This window comes from Thermodesulfobacteriota bacterium, from assembly GCA_026415035.1.
GTDB lineage: Bacteria > Desulfobacterota > BSN033 > BSN033 > UBA1163 > RBG-16-49-23.
Window position 1 is genome coordinate 1 of sequence record JAOAHX010000030.1, and the last position, 19,288, is coordinate 19,288.

At 59.0% G+C, this 19,288-nt stretch carries 15 protein-coding genes; all 15 read right to left on the reverse strand.

The features are described from left to right. The coding region (locus N3G78_13395) for a hypothetical protein (GenBank protein ID MCX8118908.1) at positions 1 to 599 on the reverse strand (599 nt) is incomplete at its 3' end. A 374-nt stretch (positions 600 to 973) separates the two neighbouring features. Continuing rightward, positions 974 to 1,843, reverse strand: a complete 870-nt coding sequence (locus N3G78_13400) for a CoB--CoM heterodisulfide reductase iron-sulfur subunit B family protein (GenBank protein ID MCX8118909.1) — start codon at positions 1,841 to 1,843, stop codon at positions 974 to 976. Between the two features lie 12 nt (positions 1,844 to 1,855). Beyond that, positions 1,856 to 2,413, reverse strand: a complete 558-nt coding sequence (locus tag N3G78_13405) for a 4Fe-4S dicluster domain-containing protein (protein ID MCX8118910.1) — start codon at positions 2,411 to 2,413, stop codon at positions 1,856 to 1,858. A gap of 16 nt (positions 2,414 to 2,429) precedes the next feature. Then, on the reverse strand, positions 2,430 to 3,932 hold the full coding sequence (locus N3G78_13410) for a response regulator (GenBank protein MCX8118911.1): 1,503 nt from the start codon (positions 3,930 to 3,932) through the stop codon (positions 2,430 to 2,432). 54 nt (positions 3,933 to 3,986) lie between these two features. Beyond that, the gene (locus tag N3G78_13415) at positions 3,987 to 4,370 is read right to left on the reverse strand and encodes a response regulator (protein MCX8118912.1); all 384 of its coding nucleotides are present in this window, start codon (positions 4,368 to 4,370) and stop codon (positions 3,987 to 3,989) included. A gap of 103 nt (positions 4,371 to 4,473) precedes the next feature. Beyond that, positions 4,474 to 5,400, reverse strand: coding sequence for a methylenetetrahydrofolate reductase (locus tag N3G78_13420; protein MCX8118913.1), 927 nt, complete (start codon positions 5,398 to 5,400; stop codon positions 4,474 to 4,476). 16 nt (positions 5,401 to 5,416) lie between these two features. Next, positions 5,417 to 6,085, reverse strand: a complete 669-nt coding sequence (locus N3G78_13425; GenBank protein ID MCX8118914.1) for a methylenetetrahydrofolate reductase C-terminal domain-containing protein — start codon at positions 6,083 to 6,085, stop codon at positions 5,417 to 5,419. An 18-nt stretch (positions 6,086 to 6,103) separates the two neighbouring features. Beyond that, entirely contained in the window at positions 6,104 to 6,496 is a 393-nt protein-coding gene (locus N3G78_13430; protein ID MCX8118915.1) for a hydrogenase iron-sulfur subunit, read from the reverse strand. An 84-nt stretch (positions 6,497 to 6,580) separates the two neighbouring features. Next, positions 6,581 to 9,610 carry a CoB--CoM heterodisulfide reductase iron-sulfur subunit A family protein gene (locus N3G78_13435; GenBank protein ID MCX8118916.1) on the reverse strand — a complete coding sequence of 1,010 codons (3,030 nt, stop codon included), beginning with the start codon at positions 9,608 to 9,610 and terminating at the stop codon, positions 6,581 to 6,583. Positions 9,611 to 9,657: 47 nt separating this feature from the next. Beyond that, on the reverse strand, positions 9,658 to 10,413 hold the full coding sequence (locus tag N3G78_13440) for a hydrogenase iron-sulfur subunit (GenBank protein MCX8118917.1): 756 nt from the start codon (positions 10,411 to 10,413) through the stop codon (positions 9,658 to 9,660). Positions 10,414 to 10,427: 14 nt separating this feature from the next. Next, on the reverse strand, positions 10,428 to 14,870 hold the full coding sequence (locus N3G78_13445; protein MCX8118918.1) for an NAD(P)-binding protein: 4,443 nt from the start codon (positions 14,868 to 14,870) through the stop codon (positions 10,428 to 10,430). Positions 14,871 to 14,901: 31 nt separating this feature from the next. After that, positions 14,902 to 15,753, reverse strand: coding sequence for a CoB--CoM heterodisulfide reductase iron-sulfur subunit B family protein (locus N3G78_13450; protein ID MCX8118919.1), 852 nt, complete (start codon positions 15,751 to 15,753; stop codon positions 14,902 to 14,904). A gap of 119 nt (positions 15,754 to 15,872) precedes the next feature. Beyond that, positions 15,873 to 16,418 (reverse strand): 4Fe-4S dicluster domain-containing protein, encoded by a 546-nt coding sequence (locus N3G78_13455; GenBank protein MCX8118920.1) that lies wholly within the window; start codon positions 16,416 to 16,418, stop codon positions 15,873 to 15,875. 17 nt (positions 16,419 to 16,435) lie between these two features. Then, on the reverse strand, positions 16,436 to 18,409 hold the full coding sequence (locus N3G78_13460) for a PAS domain S-box protein (protein ID MCX8118921.1): 1,974 nt from the start codon (positions 18,407 to 18,409) through the stop codon (positions 16,436 to 16,438). A 3-nt stretch (positions 18,410 to 18,412) separates the two neighbouring features. Next, complete coding sequence (locus N3G78_13465; protein ID MCX8118922.1) at positions 18,413 to 19,285, reverse strand: methylenetetrahydrofolate reductase; 873 nt, start codon at positions 19,283 to 19,285, stop codon at positions 18,413 to 18,415. Between the last annotated feature and the right edge of the window lie 3 nt (positions 19,286 to 19,288).

Genomic DNA, 19,288 nt, shown 5'->3' on the forward strand with positions numbered 1-19,288 from the left:
ATGTCATACCTATATTCTTGAAAAGCTCCAACAGGACAGAATGTTGGATCATAGACTCCGTAATTATTAGGGTCATAATCGGCATTGGGGTGGGCGTGAAGAAATTGGAAGAAACAGACATTCGTCAGGAGGGCAGAAGAAATGTTTGTTACCTTGTAGGTTACCTTTAAAACATATCGGTTTCTCATAATAGGTAAGATTGTGCCAACCTCATTCGGCTGGAGTCCGACCGCAATACCCGTAACTGTGTCAATCCTCTGATAGCGGATTTCGACAGTTACTACCCCATTTGAGATTTTTGAATACCCCGTATCGTTGCCCTCTACCAGATTATTAGGGTCGTCCCACGTGGAAATTGGTTTGATTGTCCAGAAAGTTGAGTTTGTTGTAAAAAAATATGGTTCCTCAAATTCAGGGGTGAACCACATGGAAACGCCCCCAGGAGTCGATATCCCATCATACCGGATGGCAGCAGCCCATTCCCCGGATAGGTTTTCATGGAGATTTTGACCGGGGAAATGTTGTAACATGATATCGGAATAGCCCCTATCATTTACTATGATGGTCCAAAGGGGAAAGGAAAGGATTCCATAGCCCATTTGTGCCAAACTACTTCCTGACAATAAAATCAAGGGAACGAATGAAAAGGTTATAATTTTCAATGGTAGGTTTTTTTCCCATGATATCCTCCTTTTCGGTTATTTATTGGAAAAAATATCTTGAAAACCCCGAAGAACCCAAAAGAGTAATTAGGATCCTCTCCTTAAAGGGCGGGGATGAGATTCTTCTTTAAAATACAAAAAAGCCCGGTCCTTTAAAAGAAATTGGAGAGGATCGGGCCTTCTTTCTCATCTTTCACCTCTTACCCCCAAAGAGGTAAATCTGAGAACAACTTATTTAGTGGGTAATCTTTATTTTTCCATTGTTACTTCCTCTATCAAAGATAGGTTTTTTTGTCAAGTAGATTTTGGACCTACATGAAACCTAATGGGCTGAGGGTTTCGCGGGGGCTGGTGATCAGCTTCTGCAGGCCCACCTCTTTCGAGTAGGCGCCGAAGGCCAGGCCCATCAACTGGGTAAAATAGAAGATCGGGATTCCATAACGGGTTTGATAGAGCTCCTCGATCTGGGCCTGCCGGCCGTCGAGGTTGGCCTGGCAGAGGGGACAGCAGACGGCGATGGCCCTGGCCCCGGCCTCCTTGGCCTCCCGGAGGAGATCGTTGGAGAGCTTCAGGACGATGTCGGACCGGGTCAGGGTCATCGAGACCCCGCAACATTCCGTCTTGAAGGACCAGTCGATCGTCTCGGCGCCGAGGGCCTGGAGGATCAAATCCATGCTCTGGGGGTTTTCCACGTTGTCGAAGCGGGCGACCTTCGGAGGCCGGGTCAGGACGCAACCATAGTAGCAGGCCACCTTCAAGCCCTTCAGACTTCTCCGCCTCCTCTGGCGAATCTTCTCCAGGCCGATCTCCGAAAAGAGTTCGAGGGGATGGTAGACCTTGACCGTTCCACGGTATGGATAATCGAAGACCTCGTGGATCTTCGCCCTAAGCTCGGGGTCGTGTTCCAGCTCCACATTGGCGGCCTTGAATCGGGACAGGCAGGCCAGGCAGGGAGCGACCAAACGATCAAACCCATCCTGTTCGGCATGGGAGAGGTTGAGGACGGGCAGGGCAATGGAAAGCAGATGGGAGGTGGCGTGGGCCGAGGAGGCCCCACAGCAGACCCAATCCCGCACCTCGACGAGATCGATTTCGAGCGCCCTGGCCACATATTTGAAAGAGAGATCGAATTCGATCCCTGAAGAACTGAGTGAACATCCTGGGAAATAGGCGTAGCGCATCATCCTTCTCCTCTATCTCCTTTCCAACTTTCTGATCCGTTCCATCACCTGCTGGAGTTCCTTGGTCCCGCCGCTTCGGTGGGGGAGGAGCTTCAGTTTCCCCCGGGTGAGCATGGGATAGGCCATGTCGATGTCTTTGAACGGCGTGAGCATCCTGAGGTTGATCGCCAAGGCCAGCCCCAGTTCATAGATCCTTCCGAAGCGCTCGACCAGCGACAGGAAGATCCGGTGCATGGCAGGGATAGAGGGCTGGGGATTGTAGTAGGGCATCTCCCCGGAGATCTCCCGAAGCCCATCGATGACCCGGAGGATGTTGATCTCCTGGGGGCATCGGGTATTGCAGGTCTCGCAGGAGAGGCAGATCCAGATCGTTCCGGACCAGTAGATCTCCCGCTCGAGGCCCAACTGGATCGCCCGCATCAGTTCATGGGGCTTCATCTTCATGGCGTAGGCGGAGGGACAACCGAGGGTGCATTTTTTACACTGATAACAGAGCATCACGTTCTCTCCCGTCATGGCCTGAAGCCTGCGGGAGAGGTTCAACGCTTCCTTCGAAAAGACGACACCCATGATCTCTCCTTTCTTCTCAATAGGTGGTGAAACTCGATTCCTTCGGGAGCAGGACGGTGAAGGTCGAACCTCCCCCCTCCTCGCTCTCCACGGTAATGGAGCCGTGGTGGGCCTCCACGATGCTCTTGACGATGGAGAGGCCGAGGCCCGTGCCCACGATCTGCCGGGTTTCGGCAGTCTTCACCCGGTAGAATTTATCGAAGATCCTCGGGAGGTCCTCTTTTTTGATCCCGATGCCGGTGTCGGAGACCGTGGCCTTGACGAAGTCTCCCTCTTCGCCCAAGGTGATCCAGACCTTCCCTCCCTCCGGGGTATATTTGATCGCATTGGAGATGAGGTTGGTGAAAATGCCCTCCATGCTCGATCGGTCTGCCTGGATGGGCGGGTTCTGCAAGGGAGGCAAAAATTGGAGGTCGATCTTCTTGGTCTCGGCCTCCACCCGCATGAGGTCCACCACCTTCTGGATCACCTCCTGGAGGGTCAGGGGCTCCTTGTACTGGACCATTCGGCCCGCCTCGATTTTGGAGAGGTCGAGCAGGTCTTTGATCAATCCAAGAAGCCCCCGGGTCCTCTCCTTGGCCCGGGAGAGGAGCTTCTCCTGCTTTTCGGAGAGATCTCCGGCCATCCGGTTCAGGATGACGGTCAACTGCTGTTCGACCGCGGCCAAGGGCGCTCGAAGCTCATGGGCGACCATGGCGATGAATTCGGACTTCATCTTGTCCAGCTCTTTGAGGTGGCTGATGTCCTGGAGGACGGTGACGGAGCCGATCGTCTCTCCCAGGTCGTTTCGAACCGGCGCGGTATGGGCCCTCAGATAGATCTCTCCCCCATCCCCGAGGCTCAGCTCCTGTGAAACAGAGGTGTAACCGCGGTCGGTCGTCGTCAGGCTTTCAAGGATCGTCTTGGAGAGCTGGGCATCGAGGTTGCATTGAGAGAGGAAACGTCCGAGAAGGGAGGATTCGGAGATCTTGAGCATCCGGCTGGCCGCCGGATTGGTCAGCACGATGCACCCGTCGCGATCACAGACCAGGACGCCATCGCCCATACAGTTGATGATCGTCTTCATCTTCGATTTCTCGGTGGCGATGTCCCGTAAAGATTTCTCCCTTTCACGGCGGAGGAACTCCGCCTCTTTCTGAAGGCTCCGCTTTTCGAGGGCCCGGCGGACGACGATCCGGAGCTGGTCGGGGGTGAAGGGCTTGGGGATGAAGTCATAGGCGCCCCGCTTCATGGCCTCGACGGCCGACTCGACCGTGGCGTAACCCGTGATGACGATGACGAGGAGGCTGGGATCGATCTCCCGAATATGTTCGAGGACCTCCATCCCGTTCATCCCGGGCATCATCAGGTCGAGGAGGATCACATCGATTTCGTTTGAACGATGTCGAATCACCTCCAGCCCGCTCTGCCCGTTTTCGGCTGTGATCACCCCCCAGCCATCCTTCGACAGGATCCGGGAAGACCCGTCGCGCATGATCTGTTCATCGTCGATCACGAGAATATTGGCTTGGCCCGGCATAACGTCTCCCCTCAGGAGAACCCCTCGGAGGATCCTTTCGTTCCCTCCCTCTCCTCATTTGGAGAGCAGGGTCTCGATCCTCTTTACCAAGACCTCGGGCTCAACCGGTTTATCGATGTAATCGTCCGCTTCGGTCTCCATCCCCATCTGCTGGGTGTAACGGGTGGTGGCGATCTTGGAGACCACGGCCGTCAGGAGGAGGACGGGAATGTTTCGCAACTGAGGGTCGGCTTTCAATTCCTTACAAACGGCGTACCCGTCCTTGTCCGGCATCATCACGTCGAGGACGATGAGATCGGGACTTTCAGACCTGGCCTTCTGCAATCCCTCGATGCCTCCGTAGGCCGCCGAGACCTCGTAATTCTTCGCCTCGAGGATCATGGAAACGGCTTCCACCAAATCGGGATCGTCGTCGACGATCAAGATCTTCTTCGCCATATCTCCCTCCTTCGTCGCATGTCCATTTTCTCAACCACCGCTCTTTTTCCCCTCCCTGCGAGGGGGCATGGAAATTTTTGGACCTTCCCCTCCGCGGTCCGTCTTATGTCAACTGAGGTCTGGGGAGCAGGCCGGCCATCTCGGCGATCTCCCTGACCTTCTCCTCCCACTCGATGGCCATGATGTGGACGCCCCGGACCCCGGGGATCTCCCGGAGCCTCTGGATCGTCTCGACACAGATCTTGATCCCCTCCTCGGCCTGCCTCTCCTTGGGGACTCCCCGAAGCCTCTCGATCAGCTCATCGGGCACATCCATCCCGGGGACCTGCGTCTTCATGTAGCGGGCCATCCCCACCGACTTCAGAGGCGTCACCCCGGCCAAAATCGCCACCTTCTCGTGCAACCCCCGATCCCTCACCATTTCCATCCACTTCTCGAACCGTGGCACATTGTAGATACACTGGGTCTGCAAAAACTCCACTCCCGCCCGGACCTTCTTGGCCAACCTCGCCGCCCGGATCTCAAAGGGATCGGCAAAGGGGTTCTCCGCCGCGCCGATGAAGAGCATGGGACGACCCTTGAGCTCCTCCCCTCCCAAAAACTTCCCCTCATCCCGCATCCACCTCACCGTCTGGATGAGCTGAATCGAATCGAGGTCGAAGACGTTCTTCGCCTTGGGATGATCCCCGAACTTCTGGTGATCTCCGGTGAGACAGAGGATGTTGTTGATCCCCAAGGCCGCCGCCCCCAGGATGTCGCTCTGGATCGCGATGCGGTTCCGATCCCGACAGACCATCTGGAGGATCGGGTCAAACCCCATCTCCTTCAGGATCAGACACGACGAGAGCGAACTCATCCGGACCACCGAGGTCTGGTTGTCCGTCACGTTGACCGCATCGACCACCCCTTTGAGCAAGGCCCCTTTCCTGCGGATCACCTCCGGATCCGCCCCCCTCGGCGGCCCGCACTCCGAGGTCACCACGAACTGCCCCGACTCCAAAATCCGCTCGATGTTGGACTTTGTCTTCATCGCCTCCGCTCCGATCTCACAACCGGAGATCCTCCCTCACCCGCTTCCGAGGACCCCCGTCCCTCGAAAAGGTCCAGTCCTTGATCGGGAGGATCTCTTCATATCGATCAAGCTGACCCAGGGCCTTGAGCCGATCGATGATAAGCTGCCAACCACAGTCCAGATCCCGATCCACCTCACACTTGCCCTGAGAGGAGCCTCCGCAAGGCCCGTTGAGAAGACTTTTGGCACAGCGGGCGATGGGACAGACCCCAGCCGTCAGATGGAGCACACACTGCCCACACCCCTGACACCGCTCCGCCCACACCCCCTGCTCCAAGGTCACCCCCAAAAAGCTCGTATCCACCGCGGGCAGGACCACCTTGTCCCGATACTTCTCCGCCACATATTGAATCCCCGCGCCGCAGGCCATCGAGAGGATCACCTCGTACTCCCCCACAAAGGGCCGGATCTGGTCAATATACTCATGGTCACACTGACGCTCCAAGGTATGCTCCCGGATCTCGATCGCCTCGCCCTGAGCCGCCCGATGAAGCCTCAGCTCCGAGGCCAACACCCCCACCTCCCGCTCCCCTCCCACCGCGCAGACCGTCACACACTCGTTACACCCCAAAAGGAGCACCTTTTTGTACGGTTTGAGCATCCCTAAAATCTCCTCAAAACCCTTCCGATTGGCCACGATCATGTCTTCCTCCGCTTCGGTTCAGGACCTTCTTCTCAAGGGCGATGGCCCCAAGGCCCTTATCCTCTCGGTCATCTCCCGGGCCACCTCCGCAAAGCGCTGACCCTGGGCTGAACTCATGTTGTACATCTCCAAACGACCCGCCCCCAACCCCACCTCCTCGAGCAACCCCTTCACATACTCCACCCGCTTCTTCGCCCGAAGGTTCCCCCTCAGGAAGTGACACTCCCCCTCCAGGCACCCGGCCAAATAGACCCCGTCCACCCCGGACTCGAAGGCCCGAAGGATCAACAACACATCCACCCGACCCGTGCAAGGGACCTTCACAATCTTTACGTTCGTCGGATACGAAAGCCTCATCGAACCTGCCAGGTCCGCCGCACTGTAGGCTCAATGCTCACAGCAGTAAGCCAAGATCTGGGGCTCAAAGTCAGAAACCGGAACACCCCCAGGACCCTCTTTCGCCTCTCGAATCGCCTCCATTGCCCCTCCTTCGATCTACCCCTCCTGACTCAGAAGGGCCTGGCTTTTGGCCCAAAGCTGACGATCCCGAAAATGCAAAAGCTCAATGGCCCGGGCCGGACACTCCGCCACGCAGCTGCCGCACCCCTTGCATTTGGCCAGATCGATCTCCGCCTCGCCCCTCAGGTTGATCACCGGGACACCATACGGACAGACCCGCACACAGGTTAAACAGGCCGCACACCGCTCCCCCTCCACCACCGCCACCACCCCGCCCACAAACATCTTCTCCTTGGAGAGGATCGTGCACGCCCTTGAGACCGCGGCACTTGCTTGGGCGATGCTTTCGTGGATCAGTTTTGGGCCATGGGCAGCGCCGGCGAGGTAGAGGCCGTCGGTGGCGAAATCGACGGGCCTCAACTTCATGTGGGCCTCCAGGAAGAAACCGTCCGCCGTTCGCGGGACTTTCAGCATGGTGGCCAGCTCCTCGTTCTCTCTCGGAACGGTGGCCGAAGAGAGGACGAGCAGGTCTGGCCTCAGTTCGATCTCCTCGTTCAGGATGGGGTCGAGGAGGGTGACGGAGAGCGCCTCGCCCTTTTTCGATACGACCGGTCTCTTCTCGAGCTCGTAGCGGATGAAGAGGACCCCTGCCTCCCTGGCCTTCGCATAGTAGGATTCCATCAACCCGTAGGTCCTCATGTCCCGGTAGAGGATGGTGATCTTCGCCTCGGGATTGAGGGTCTTCAATTTCAAGGCGTTTTTGACGGCCGTGGCGCAGCAGGTCCGGCTGCAGTAGGGTCGTTCGGCGTTTCGTGACCCGACGCACTGGATCATGACGATCTGCTGGGCCCGGGCCACCTCTTCAGGGTCGGTCACGATCCGGTTTTCAAGGTCGAGCTGGGTGAGGACGCGGGGATCTTCTCCGTAAAGATATTCCGTCGGCTTCCACTCTTCGGCCCCTGTGGCCAGGATGGCGATCCCGTGCTCGATCTTCCGGTAGTACATCGTTGGCGCCACCATGATGCCCGTCGAGAAGTTTCCCTTCGAACCGCTGAAATCGACGATCAGGGCATTGGTGATCACGTGGATGGAGGGGTGGTTCATGACGCGACCGATCAATTGATGGAGGAAGGCCTGGACATCCTCCCCCTCGAGGGTGTAGTGAAGATGGCGCAAGTTGCCTCCGAGGGCGGCCTCTTTTTCGATGAGGAAGACTTCGTATCCCTGCTCGGCCAGTTTGAGGGCCGCGGTCATTCCCGAAACCCCGCCCCCGATGACGAGTCCTCGCTGATTCACGGAAAGGGTGAGTTCTCCCAGGGGCTGGATCAGCCTCGCATTGGCCACGGCCATCCTGACGAGCTCCTTGGCCTTCTCCGTTGCCTCCCTTTTCTGGGCCATGTGGACCCAGGAGCACTGGTCTCGGATATTGGCCATCTCGAAGAGGTACTTGTTCAGCCCTGCATCCCGGATCGTCTCCCGAAACATCGGTTCGTGGGTCCTCGGAGAACAGGAGGCGACGATGACCCGGTTGAGCCGATGTTCGGTGATCGCCTTCTTGATCTTCTCCTGGGTGTCGGTCGAGCAGGTGTAGAGGTTTTCGTCAACATAGACGACGTTCTTCAAGGTCCGGGCATACTCCTTCACCTCGGGCACGTTGAGGAAACCTCCGATGTTGATCCCGCAGTGGCAGACGAAGACGCCGATCCGGGGCTCTTCACCGAGGACATCGATCTCTTCGGGATAGGCCTTCTTCGTGGCCAGGGTCCCTCTGGCTCGGGAGAGAAGTCCGGTTGCATCCGCCACCGCGCCGCTTGCCTGGGTGACGGTCTCGGGGATGTCCTTCGGACCCTCGAAGGCGCCACAGGCGTAGATGCCGGGGCGGGAGGTGGCGGTGGGTTCGAAAGGCCGGGTCTTGCAATAGCCGTAGGCATCCAGTTCCACGCCCAGACGTTTGGCCATCTCCATCGTCGTTTTCGAGGGAACCATGCCCACGGAGAGGACGACCAGATCGAACTCCTCCTCGATCAGCTCGCCCCTTTCGTTTAGGTAAGTGATCCAGAGGTTCTTCGTCCGGATCTGTTCCCGGATCTTGGAGACCATGCATTTGATAAAACGGACCCCGTAATCGGATTTGGCCCTTTCATAGTAAGCGTCGAACCCTTTGCCGTGGGCCCGGATATCCATGTAGAAGATGGTGGGTTTCACGAAATGGACGTGTTCCTTGGCGATGATGGCCTCTTTGGTCGCATACATACAGCAGATGGAGGAGCAGTAGTCGTTTCCGCAGTTGGAGTCCCTCGACCCGACGCACTGGATGAAGGCGATCCGTTCGGGAACGGTTCCGTCCGAAGGTCTCAGGAGATGGCCCCGGTGGGGACCGGTGGCGCTGAGGAGCCTTTCGAATTCGATGCTCGTCATCACGTTGGGATAGACGCCGTAACCGAATTCAGGCCTGAGGCGGGCGTCGAAGAGTTCGTAACCCGGTGAGAGGATGACGGAGCCCACCTCGATCCTTTCCACGATCGGCCTCTCACCATAATCGACGGCTTTGGCCAGGCAGACCCTCTCGCAGAGGCCACATCCGATGCAGGCCTCCCGGTCGATCAGGTAGACCTTCGGGATGGCCTGGGCATAGGGGATGTAGATGGCCGCCCTCCGGCTCAATTTCTCATTGTAGGCATCGATGGCCGCGACCGGGCAGTGTTTGGCACACTCCCCGCATCCCGTGCACCGATCGAGCCGGATGTACCGGGGCCTTCGGGTCAGGGTGACCTTGAAGTGGCCGGGTTCTCCCTCAATCCCTTCCACGTCGGCGTTGGCGATGATGCGGATGTTGAGATGTCTTCCGCATTCCACGAGCTTCGGTGACATGATACACATGGAGCAGTCGTTGGTGGGGAAGGTCTTGTCCAGTTGGGCCATCACGCCGCCGATCGTCGGGGCCCGATCGACCAGATAGACGTAGAAGCCTGAATCCGCCAGGTCGAGGGAGGCCTGCATCCCTCCGATGCCGCCACCGATGACCATCACCGCGCCCACGGGCATCTTTTCTCTGCTTTCGTCCATCTCAGGCACCTTCATGCCCCTTTTCACGTGAGGCGATCGAATCGAAATTAGACGTTTCGAACATATTTCGGGACTTTTCCCTCCTCGGAGGGATCGAACCCGATCTTTCCCTCTCCGACGAGCGAGGTCAGATAGGTGAGGGTCTCGCTCAATTTCAGATTGAGGACCTGACTGATCTCCGCGGCCGGCCTGGGCTTCATCTCTACCAGGGCGAGGATCCGGTTTTTCAAGAGTTCGTCGCGGATGGTGGCTTCGATAGCCGCCTGGACCCGCTCCTTGGGGAGCTGCTCGTGATAGACATTCTCCTTCTCCATCAATTCTGGCCCTTTCCCTACCATCCAGCGGATCTTTTCGCCCTCGAGGGAGGCCTTGACCGCCTGGAGCTTGCCCTTCATCTCCTGATCGAGGGGGAAGGGCCCGAGGCCCCGAATCTTTTCGACGAACTGACGGACGACCTGGGAGAAACGTTCGCCTTCACCGGCCGAAACCCAGTCCAAGAGGACCCGCTCCGATCCCACCTCCGCCATTTCGAGGAGCCTCCGGGTCAGCCCGATCTTCTTCTCGGCCTGATAATTTCCGGTCAGGTAGTGGCAGTCTCCCGGATGGCATCCCAGGATCATGACGCCATCGTAACCCGATAGAAAGGCCCTCGGGACGAAGGCGGGATCGACCCTTCCGGAGCACATCACCCGGATGACCCGGGTGTTGGGCGGATACTGGAACCGGGAGATCCCGGCCAGGTCCGCGCCGGCATAGGCGCACCAGTTACAGAGGAAGGACAAGATTTTCGGTTCGAAGGTCATAGGTTCACCCTTTTTCAGGCCGCCTCCTCCCTTTTCGGGTGGCTGAGGGCCTCGATCTGGGCGATCAACTGTTCGTCGGAGAAGTGGTAGACCGAGGCAGCCCTCTGCGGGCAGCTGGCGCTGCAGACGCCGCATCCCTTGCACGAGGCCGCGATCGTCTCGGCCTTGCTCCCTTTTTCGGTCTCCACGACCCGGATGGCATTGAAGGGGCAGAGAAGTTCGCAGAGGCCACATCCCACGCAACGGGTCTGATCGACGGTGGAGATCGTCGGAAGGACGCTGACATAGCCTTTGGCCAAGGCGGCCGTGGCCCGGGCGACCGCGGCCTCCGCCTGAGAGATCGTTTCGCTGATGTTCTTGGGGAAATGGGCCAGCCCGGCGAGGAAGATCCCATCTGTGGCGAAATCGACCGGCCGGAGTTTCATGTGGGCCTCGAGGAAGAATCCGTCCGAGGTCAGCGGGACCTTGAGCATCTTCGCCAGCGATTCGTTCTCATAGGGGAGGAGGGCGCTCGAGAGGACCACCAGGTCAGGCCGAAGCTCAACCTCCTCTCCGAGGATCTGGTCTCTCACCTTGAGCAGAAGGTTTCCTTCCGAAAGGCGAAGCTCCGGTTTCGCCTCAAGGTCATAAGGGAGGAAGATCACGCCCTTCTCCCGCGCCTCGTTGTAGTACCGTTCCATCCTGCCGTAGGTCCGGATATCTCGGTAGAGGATGGTCACCTGGGCCTCGGGATACCTCTCCTTGATCCTCAGGGCATTCTTGATGGCGACGGAGCAGCAGATCCGGCTGCAGTAGGGACGTTCGGGGATTCTCGATCCTACGCACTGGATCATGGCGACATGGCGAGGGGGATTCCCCGCCTCTCCCGATAGGGCGAGCCTCTCTTCCAGCTCCCTCTGGGTCATCACCCTCGGGTCCTCGCCGTAAAGGTACTCCTCGGGCCTCCATTCCCTTCCTCCCACCGCGACGATGACGACGCCGTGTTCGTATTCCGTCTCGCCTCCGTCGTTGGCAATGGTCGACTTGAAGTTCCCGATATATCCCTCGAGACGCTTCAACTCCGATCGAGTAAAGACCCGGATGCGCGGATGGTCGAGGACCTCCTTGACCACTTGTCGGAGGAGGGCCTGAGGGTCGTTTCCTTCGAGGGTATAGTAAAGATGCCGGAGATGGCCTCCGAGCTCGGCCTCTCGCTCGATGATCGCACAATCGATCCCCTGACGGGCCAGGCCGAGGCCGGCGATCATGCCGGCAAGGCCTCCTCCAAGGACCAGACCTCGCTTGATCACCTCGACCTGGGGCTCTTTCAACGGTTGGAGGAGGTGAGATTTGGCCACGGCCATCCGGAGCAGTTCCTTCGCCTTCTCCGTGGCCTCTTTCGGCTGGTGCATGTGGACCCAGGAACACTGATCCCGGATGTTGGTCATCTCGAAGAGGTACTTGTTGAGGCCACTCTCGCGGATCGTCTCCTGGAACATAGGCTCATGGGTCCGGGGCGAGCAGGAGGCGACGACGACGCGGTTGAGCCGGTGCTCCTCGATGGCCTTCTTGATCTTCTCCTGGGTGTCCTGGGAGCAGGTGTAGAGATTCTCTTCGACGTAGACCACCCCCTGGAGGGTCTTTGCATACTCCTTCACTTCAGGGACATTGACCACCCCGCCGATGTTGATCCCGCAGTGGCAGACGAAGACGCCGATACGGGGACCCTCTCCGCTCACGTCCCGTTCCTCGGGATAGTCCTTCCTCCGGGTCAGGGAACCCCGGACCTCGGAGAGGAGGGCCGAGGCCGCAGCCACCGCGCCACTGGCCTGGGCAACGGTCTCGGGGATATCCTTCGGTCCCTGAAAGGCGCCGCAGACATAGATCCCTGGCCGGCTGGTCTGAAGGGGCGAGAATTCCAGGGTCTTGCAGAACCCGTAAGCGTCCAGGTCGATGCCGAGCTTTGAGGCCAGCTCTTTGGCTCCTCCGGAAGCCGTCAGGCCAACGGAGAGGACGACGAGATCGAACTCTTCCTCGACGAGCCTTCCCTCTGGACTGACATAGGAGAGGAGGAGGTTCTTCGACTTCGGTCTTTCCGAGATCTTGGAGACCATGGAGCGGATGAACCGGACTCCGTATTCCCGTTTGGCCCTCTCGACATAGGCATCGAACTCTTTTCCATGGGCCCGGATGTCCATATAGAAAAGGGTGGGTTCCACCTCAGGATGGTGCTCCTTGGCGATCACCGCCTCCTTCACGGCGTACATGCAGCAGACCGAGCTGCAGTATTCATTCCCGGCCTGGCCGGTCCGATCCCTCGAACCCGCGCACTGGATCCAGGCCACCTTCTTCGGGGCCTTGCGATCCGATGGCCGCAGAAGATTCCCCTGGAAGGGGCCCGAGGCGCTGAGGATCCGTTCGAACTGGATGCTCGTGATCACATTCGGAAACCTTCCGTACCCATAAGGGATGAGGCGGTCCGCCTCGAATTCGTCAAAGCCAGGGCTGAGGATGATCGAGCCGACCTGGAACCGCAGGATCTCTTCCTCCATCTGATGCTGGATGGCCCCTGCCTTGCAGACGGCCACGCACTGGAGACACTCCGAGCAGAGTCCGCAGTTCAGACAGCGGAGGGCCTCTGTCCTGGCTTCGTCTTCGGTGAATCCTTTCCTCACCTCGGCGAAGGTCCGCCTCCTCTTTTCGAGGGGGATCGTGGCCATAAGGACCCTCGGAGCCCGGGGTTGCCCTGCGTAGATCTCTTCAAAGGTCGCCTTTTTGGGATGGGGTCTCTCCCTGCCCTCCCGGAGGTCCAACCCCCTGAGGAATCGGTCGATCGAGAGGGCCGCCTCTTTACCTGCAGCCACGGCATCGATCGCGATCGAGGGACCGCTGACGGCATCGCCGCCAGCGAAGACGCCCCTTCGCGAGGTCTCGAAGGTGATAGGATCGACCTTGATCGTCCCCTGGGGGGTCGTTTCGAGCTCCGCTCCCTTCAGGAAGGAGAGATCGGGCCTCTGGCCGATGGCCGGGATGACCGTATCGACCTCGATCGTGAACTCCGAACCCGGGATCGGAATGGGCCTTCTCCTCCCGGAGGCGTCGGGTTCTCCAAGCTCCATCCGGACGCACCGGAGCGAGACCGCCTTCCCCTCCCGACGGGCGATCTCCACCGGCGCGGCCAGGAACTGGAACCGAACCCCTTCCTCCCCTGCCTCCCGGACATCCTCTTCGTAGGCGGGCATCTCTTCTCGCGATCGGCGATAGAGGATCGTGACCTCCTCCGCACCCAGCCTGAGGGCCGAGCGGGCCGCATCGACGGCCACGTTTCCACCTCCGATCACCGCCACCCTTCTTCCGATCTCGACCTTCTCGCCGAGGTTGACCTTTCTCAGAAAGACCACCCCCGGGATGACGGCGGGGTCGTCCTCGCCCGGGATGTTCATCTTCTGATCCAGATGGGCGCCCACGCCGAGAAAGACGGACCGATATCCCTGCCCAAAAAGGTCCTCGATCGTGAAATCGGATCCGAGGGCCGCGTTCGTTCTGATCTCCACGCCCAGGGATCGGATGGCCTCGATCTCTTCGGAGAGGACCTCTCTCGGAAGGCGATAGGCAGGGATTCCGGTTCGGAGCATCCCCCCTAAGACCGGGAGGGCCTCGAAGATCGTCACCCGATATCCCTTCAGGGCCAGATAGGCCGCCGCGGTCAGGCCCGCAGGGCCCGAGCCGATGATGGCCACCTTCTCGTTTTTAGGTTCCTCCTTTTTGGAGGAGAGGGATGGTTTCACCCGGTCGGCGACGAATCGCTTCAGCTCGCAGATGGACACCGGTTCATCAAGGTCCTTCCGGTTGCACTCCTTCTCGCAGGGGTGGGGGCAGATCCTCCCGAGGACCCCCGGAAGAGGGAGGTTCTCCCAGATTAGAGACAGGGCTTCCTCGTACTTTCCTGTCCCGATGAGGGCCACGTATCCCTGCACATTGATGCCTGCCGGGCAGGCGAGGCGGCAAGGAGCCCGATCCCCTTTCTCGATCGTAAAGATATTGGGAAATGCCTGGGCATAGGGACGGTAGATGGCCTTACGGTCGATCAGGCCCTCGTCGAATTGGCTCTTGAGAGGGACGGGGCAGACCGAGGGGCATTCCCCGCAGCCCGTGCATTTGGAGGGGTCGACATAGCGGGGCTTCTTCCGGACGGTCACCTCGAAACAACCCGGCTCTCCCTGGACCTCCACCACCTCCGAATAGGTGAGGGGCAGGATGTTGAGGTGCCGGCCGGCCTCCACCAATTTCGGAGAGAGGATGCACATGGAGCAGTCGTTGGTGGGAAAGGTCTTGTCGAGCTGGGCCATCGCACCGCCGATGGCCGGCGAGGATTCGACGAGATAGACGTAGTAGCCCGATTCAGCGAGATCGAGCGAGGCCTGGATGCCCGCAATCCCGCCGCCCACGACCATCACGGCGCCGACTTTCTCCGCCATCATAGGCTCTCCTTCGACAGCTCTTTTATTCTCAAATCAAGCCTTTCTGGCCCATCCTTTTCAAGGGGTCGGTGAGGTGGTGGCTCAGCCACCTCTTCGCATCCTTGTGACCAAGGGCCAGACCCATCAATTCCGAGAAGTAGAGGATGGGGATTTCGAACCTCTCCCCGGTCTCCTTGGCGAGCTCCTCCTGCCGGGTGTCGAGATTGGCATGGCACATCGGGCAACCCGTGACGATGGCATCGGCCTCTGCCTCTTTGGCGATGGCGAGGAGCCGACCGCTCAACTTCCTCACGATGTCCGTCCGGGTCATGACCAGGCTTGCTCCGCAACAATCGGTCTTATAGGACCACTGGAGGGGTTCTGCGCCGAGGACCTCCATCAGGTGATCCATGTGGAGGGGATCTTCGTATCGTTGGATGCCTGTCAAGCGAGGGGGCCGCACCGTGAGACATCCATAATAACAGACGACCTTCAGGCCTTTGAGCGGCTTGGTGCGTCTCTTTTTCACCTCCTCGAGGATCGGCTCCGAGGTGAAGAAGTCGAGGGCATAACGGATCGGGACCTTCCCCTGATAGGAGAAGCGGAGCTGATCCGGATGCTCGTGGGCCTCCTTCTCCGCGGCCTTGAACCGGCTATAACAGGCCACGCACGGGACGATCAGCTCCCGGGGATCCTTTTCGGCGATGGCCAGGTTTCGGGCAGCGAGGTCGATGGCGAGCCTCTCATCGGTGCAGTGGGCAGAGCTGGCGCCGCAACAGGTCCAATCCTCCAGCTCTTTTAGCCCGATGCCGAGCAGGGCCGAGACCCCGCGAATCGATTCGTCGTACTCCCTTGCGGTTCCGTGGAGGGAACACCCGGGATAGTAGGAAACCTCCATCATCTCTGCTCTCCTTGCTCGGGGGTGACCCGTTTCGGTTTCCCCGGAGGGGTCCCCCCATCCCACCACCCATTAGGGGGAGAGGGATCAAGGGTGATGGGCCAATGGCCTTGGTTCACTCCTCACTTCGTCTCCCTACGTTCGAGGGAGCCGAAGATCTCCCGGATCTGGCTTCCTCCGCCGAATTTGGAAGGGAAGAGCTTAATCTTTCCCTTCCGGTACATCTTCCATCCGAGGGAGGCATCCTTGAAGAAGTCGCCCGTCTTCATCTTGAACTGGAGGATGAGGCTCAACTCATGGACCCGGCCCTTTGACTTGATCGTATCGAGGAAGACCGAATGGAAAACCGGGATCTCCTTCTCACCCGGCTTCATGCCCGACCGGAGGGCCATGGCCCTCAGGGTATCCATGATCTTCGCGATGTCGATGTTGTTGGGACACCGGACGGAGCAGGCATAACAGGAGGCGCAGATCCAGATCGTCTTCGAGCCGAGAACCTTGTCCCGGTGATCGTATTGAATATGCCGGAGGACCTGGTTGGGCAGCAGGTCCATCGCATAGGCGACCGGACAGCCCGCTGAACATTTTTTACATTGATAGCAGGCCTGGACCGTTTCGCCACTGAGCCGGGCCACCTCGGCCAGAAAGGTGTGGGCTTCGGACTTCATGGTGAACCTCCTCTCCCTCAATAAAGGGGCTGTCCTTCGAGAACGGGCTGGGCCTGGGGCTGGACCGGAAGCTCGATGATAAAGGACGATCCCACCCCCACCTTGCTCTTCACCGTGATGGTCCCTCCATGATCTTGGACGATTCCATAAGAGGTGGCCAAGCCCAACCCGGTGCCTTTGCCGACGCCCTTCGTCGTAAAGAAGGGTTCGAAGATTTTCGAGAGGTTCTCTTCCGGAATTCCTTCTCCGGTATCGGTGAATTCGATCGAGACGGTCTTTCCATCCGCCGAGGCCGAGGTGGTGATGGTCAAGGTCCCGCTTCCATGCATGGCCTCGGCGGCGTTGACGATGATGTTCATGAAGACCTGTTTGAGCTGCCCGGAATTGCCCCGGACGAAGGGGAGATAGGGGTCGAGGTTTTTGACGATCTTGATGTTGTGGAAGAGGGCCTGGTTGACCAGGAAGAAGAGGCCGTCGTTGATCGCCCGGTTGATGTCGGTGGGCTCCTTCTTCGGCTCGGTCTGCCGGGCAAATTCGAGAAGGCTTTTGACGATCTCCTTGCACCGGCCGGCCTCCTGGACGATCCGGGCAAGATCCGCCCGTTTGGGATCGTCCTCAGGAAGGTCCTCCATCATCAGGCTGGCGTAGATGAGGATGCCTCCGAGGGGGTTGTTGATCTCGTGGGCGATCCCCGCGGCCAGCTTACCCAGAGAGGCCATCTTCTCGGAGCTGACGAGCTGGAGGTGGGTCTCTTGGAGCTTCTTCTCCATCGCCAGCCTGGGCCTCAGGTCGGTGAAGATCCCGACGCTGGCGATCTCCTGACCGAAGGGGTTGTAGATGAGGGCGGCCGAGATCTGGATCGGGATCTCCTCGCCATATTTGTTGACGACGTTGAACTGGGTCGGAAGGAGTTTTCCCACGCCGCCATAATCGGGGCTTCGAAGCCTTCGCATCACCTCTTTGGCCACGCCCGGCGGGTAGATCTTAGTGATGTGGATCTTTCCGATCACCTCTTCGGCCCGGTAACCTAACAGGGTCTCGGCGCCTTTGTTGAAGATGAAGATGTTCCCCTTCATGTCGGCGGCGATGATGCCGTCGACCGAGCTCTCGATGAGGTTCATGAAGAACTCGTTGGCCTCCCGGAGCTCCTTCTCGATCCGCTTCCTCTCGGTGATGTCGAGGTTGATCCCTTCGTAGCCGATGATCTCTCCCTTGTCGTTGTGGATGGGATAGCCGGTCAGGAGGACCGTGATCTTCTCGCCGTCCTTCTTCTTGAATTCGATCTCCATGTCCCGGATGTACCCGTCCTTTTCCATTTTCTCTTTGAGGAGCTTTCGGTCTTCGGGATTGACATAGAGGTCCTTGACGATATCGATGGCCAGAAACTCCTCCTTGCTGGAATAGCCGAGCATGTCCAGGAGGGCCTGGTTGCAATCGATGAACCGCCCATCCCTCGAGCTGATGAAGAGGCCGTGTCTCACCCTTTCGAAGAACCTCCGGAGCTTCTCCTCCGAGGCCTTTAATTCTCTTTCGAACTTCTTCCGTTCGGTGATGTCTTTGAGATAGGCGTATCCTTTGCGGACCCCCCGGGAGGTCTGGGTCAGGGCGATGCAGATCTCCACCTCTTTGACCTCGCCCCCGGCGGTGATCACGAAGGCTTCGGTGCAGGTCTTTTCTCCGTAGCGTTCGGGATGGGCGAAGAGGTCGGTCACGAAGGATTGATAGGCCGGGTCGAGGAGCGAGAGCACGGTCATCCGGAGGAGGCGCTCGTTCGAATATCCGGTGATCTCCGAGGCCATCCGGTTGGCATATTCGATCCGAAGGTCCTGATTGAAGACGAGGATGCCGTCGTTGCCCAGCTCGGCGATGGCATGAAACATTCCATTGCCGAACTCTCTCAGGGGCCATCCCCTGGAGGGACTTTCCCCCTTCTTCACAAACAGAGAGGAAAGGCGGTTAAGCCAGTCTTTCAGCATCCAACGTTTCCTCATCGGTTAGAGGCCCACCTGATCCAAGAGGGGGGTGACCAGGTGTTCCCATCCGAGGGGGATGATCTGGATCCCCTGGCAGAGGGGTCGGAGCGCCCGGATCAGGTCTCCGGCAATTTCGATGCTCGCCATCTGCTTGTCCGAAGCCTTCATCAACCGATCGATGGTCTCTTCGGGAATCGAGGCGCCTTCGACGTGCTTGTTGATATACCGGGCCATCCCGACCGATTTGAGCAGGGTGATCCCCGCGAGGATCGGGACCTTGAAGGGGGCCGCCTTTTTGACGAAGGCCTCGAAGAGGCCGACGTCGTAGACGGATCCGGTGAAGAAGAACTCCGCGCCCTGCCGGATCTTCTTTTCCATGTCCCGGATCTCGAGGTCGAGGACGTGGCCCTTGGCGCCCGCATTGACCGTCGTGCCGACGAAGAACTGGGGTTTCCCTTTGAGGTCATTCCCCATGAGGTCGTATCCTTCCTGAAGGCGTTTGGCCGCGGCCAACAGCCCAAAGACGTCGAGGTCGTTGACCGGTTGGGCCTCGAAATGGTCTCCGAGGGCAGGGGGATCGCCCGGCAGGAGAAGGAGGTTTTTGAGGCCGAGGGCCGAGGCATTGAGGAGCTCGGACTGGAGGGCCAACCGGTTCCGGTGCTGACTGGAGAGGTTGACGATGACGTCCAATCCCCTCTCCTTCAAAAGGGCCGAGGCCGAGAGCGATCCGAGCCTCATAATCGCATTCTGAAGGTCCGGAACGTTGATGGCATCGAGCCGGCCTTTCCACTTTTCCCCATACTCGAAGGTCTCCGAAAGGTCCACCCCTTTGGGGGGCTGGAGCTCGGCCACCACCACGAACTTCCCAGATTCCAACCGGTCTTTGAAGGTCATGAA

What these genes read in the sequence shown, in the direction of transcription:
- N3G78_13455 (MCX8118920.1), bottom strand. Translation starts at nt 16,418, where the DNA reads ATGAAGTCCGAAGCCCACACCTTTCTGGCCGAGGTGGCCCGGCTCAGT.
- N3G78_13405 (MCX8118910.1), bottom strand. Translation starts at nt 2,413, where the DNA reads ATGGGTGTCGTCTTTTCGAAGGAAGCGTTGAACCTCTCCCGCAGGCTT.
- N3G78_13445 (MCX8118918.1), bottom strand. Translation starts at nt 14,870, where the DNA reads ATGGCGGAGAAAGTCGGCGCCGTGATGGTCGTGGGCGGCGGGATTGCG.
- N3G78_13420 (MCX8118913.1), bottom strand. Translation starts at nt 5,400, where the DNA reads ATGAAGACAAAGTCCAACATCGAGCGGATTTTGGAGTCGGGGCAGTTC.
- N3G78_13415 (MCX8118912.1), bottom strand. Translation starts at nt 4,370, where the DNA reads ATGGCGAAGAAGATCTTGATCGTCGACGACGATCCCGATTTGGTGGAA.
- N3G78_13400 (MCX8118909.1), bottom strand. Translation starts at nt 1,843, where the DNA reads ATGCGCTACGCCTATTTCCCAGGATGTTCACTCAGTTCTTCAGGGATC.
- N3G78_13450 (MCX8118919.1), bottom strand. Translation starts at nt 15,753, where the DNA reads ATGATGGAGGTTTCCTACTATCCCGGGTGTTCCCTCCACGGAACCGCA.
- N3G78_13425 (MCX8118914.1), bottom strand. Translation starts at nt 6,085, where the DNA reads ATGATCGTGGCCAATCGGAAGGGTTTTGAGGAGATTTTAGGGATGCTC.
- N3G78_13465 (MCX8118922.1), bottom strand. Translation starts at nt 19,285, where the DNA reads ATGACCTTCAAAGACCGGTTGGAATCTGGGAAGTTCGTGGTGGTGGCC.
- N3G78_13460 (MCX8118921.1), bottom strand. Translation starts at nt 18,409, where the DNA reads ATGAGGAAACGTTGGATGCTGAAAGACTGGCTTAACCGCCTTTCCTCT.
- N3G78_13435 (MCX8118916.1), bottom strand. Translation starts at nt 9,610, where the DNA reads ATGGACGAAAGCAGAGAAAAGATGCCCGTGGGCGCGGTGATGGTCATC.
- N3G78_13440 (MCX8118917.1), bottom strand. Translation starts at nt 10,413, where the DNA reads ATGACCTTCGAACCGAAAATCTTGTCCTTCCTCTGTAACTGGTGCGCC.
- N3G78_13410 (MCX8118911.1), bottom strand. Translation starts at nt 3,932, where the DNA reads ATGCCGGGCCAAGCCAATATTCTCGTGATCGACGATGAACAGATCATG.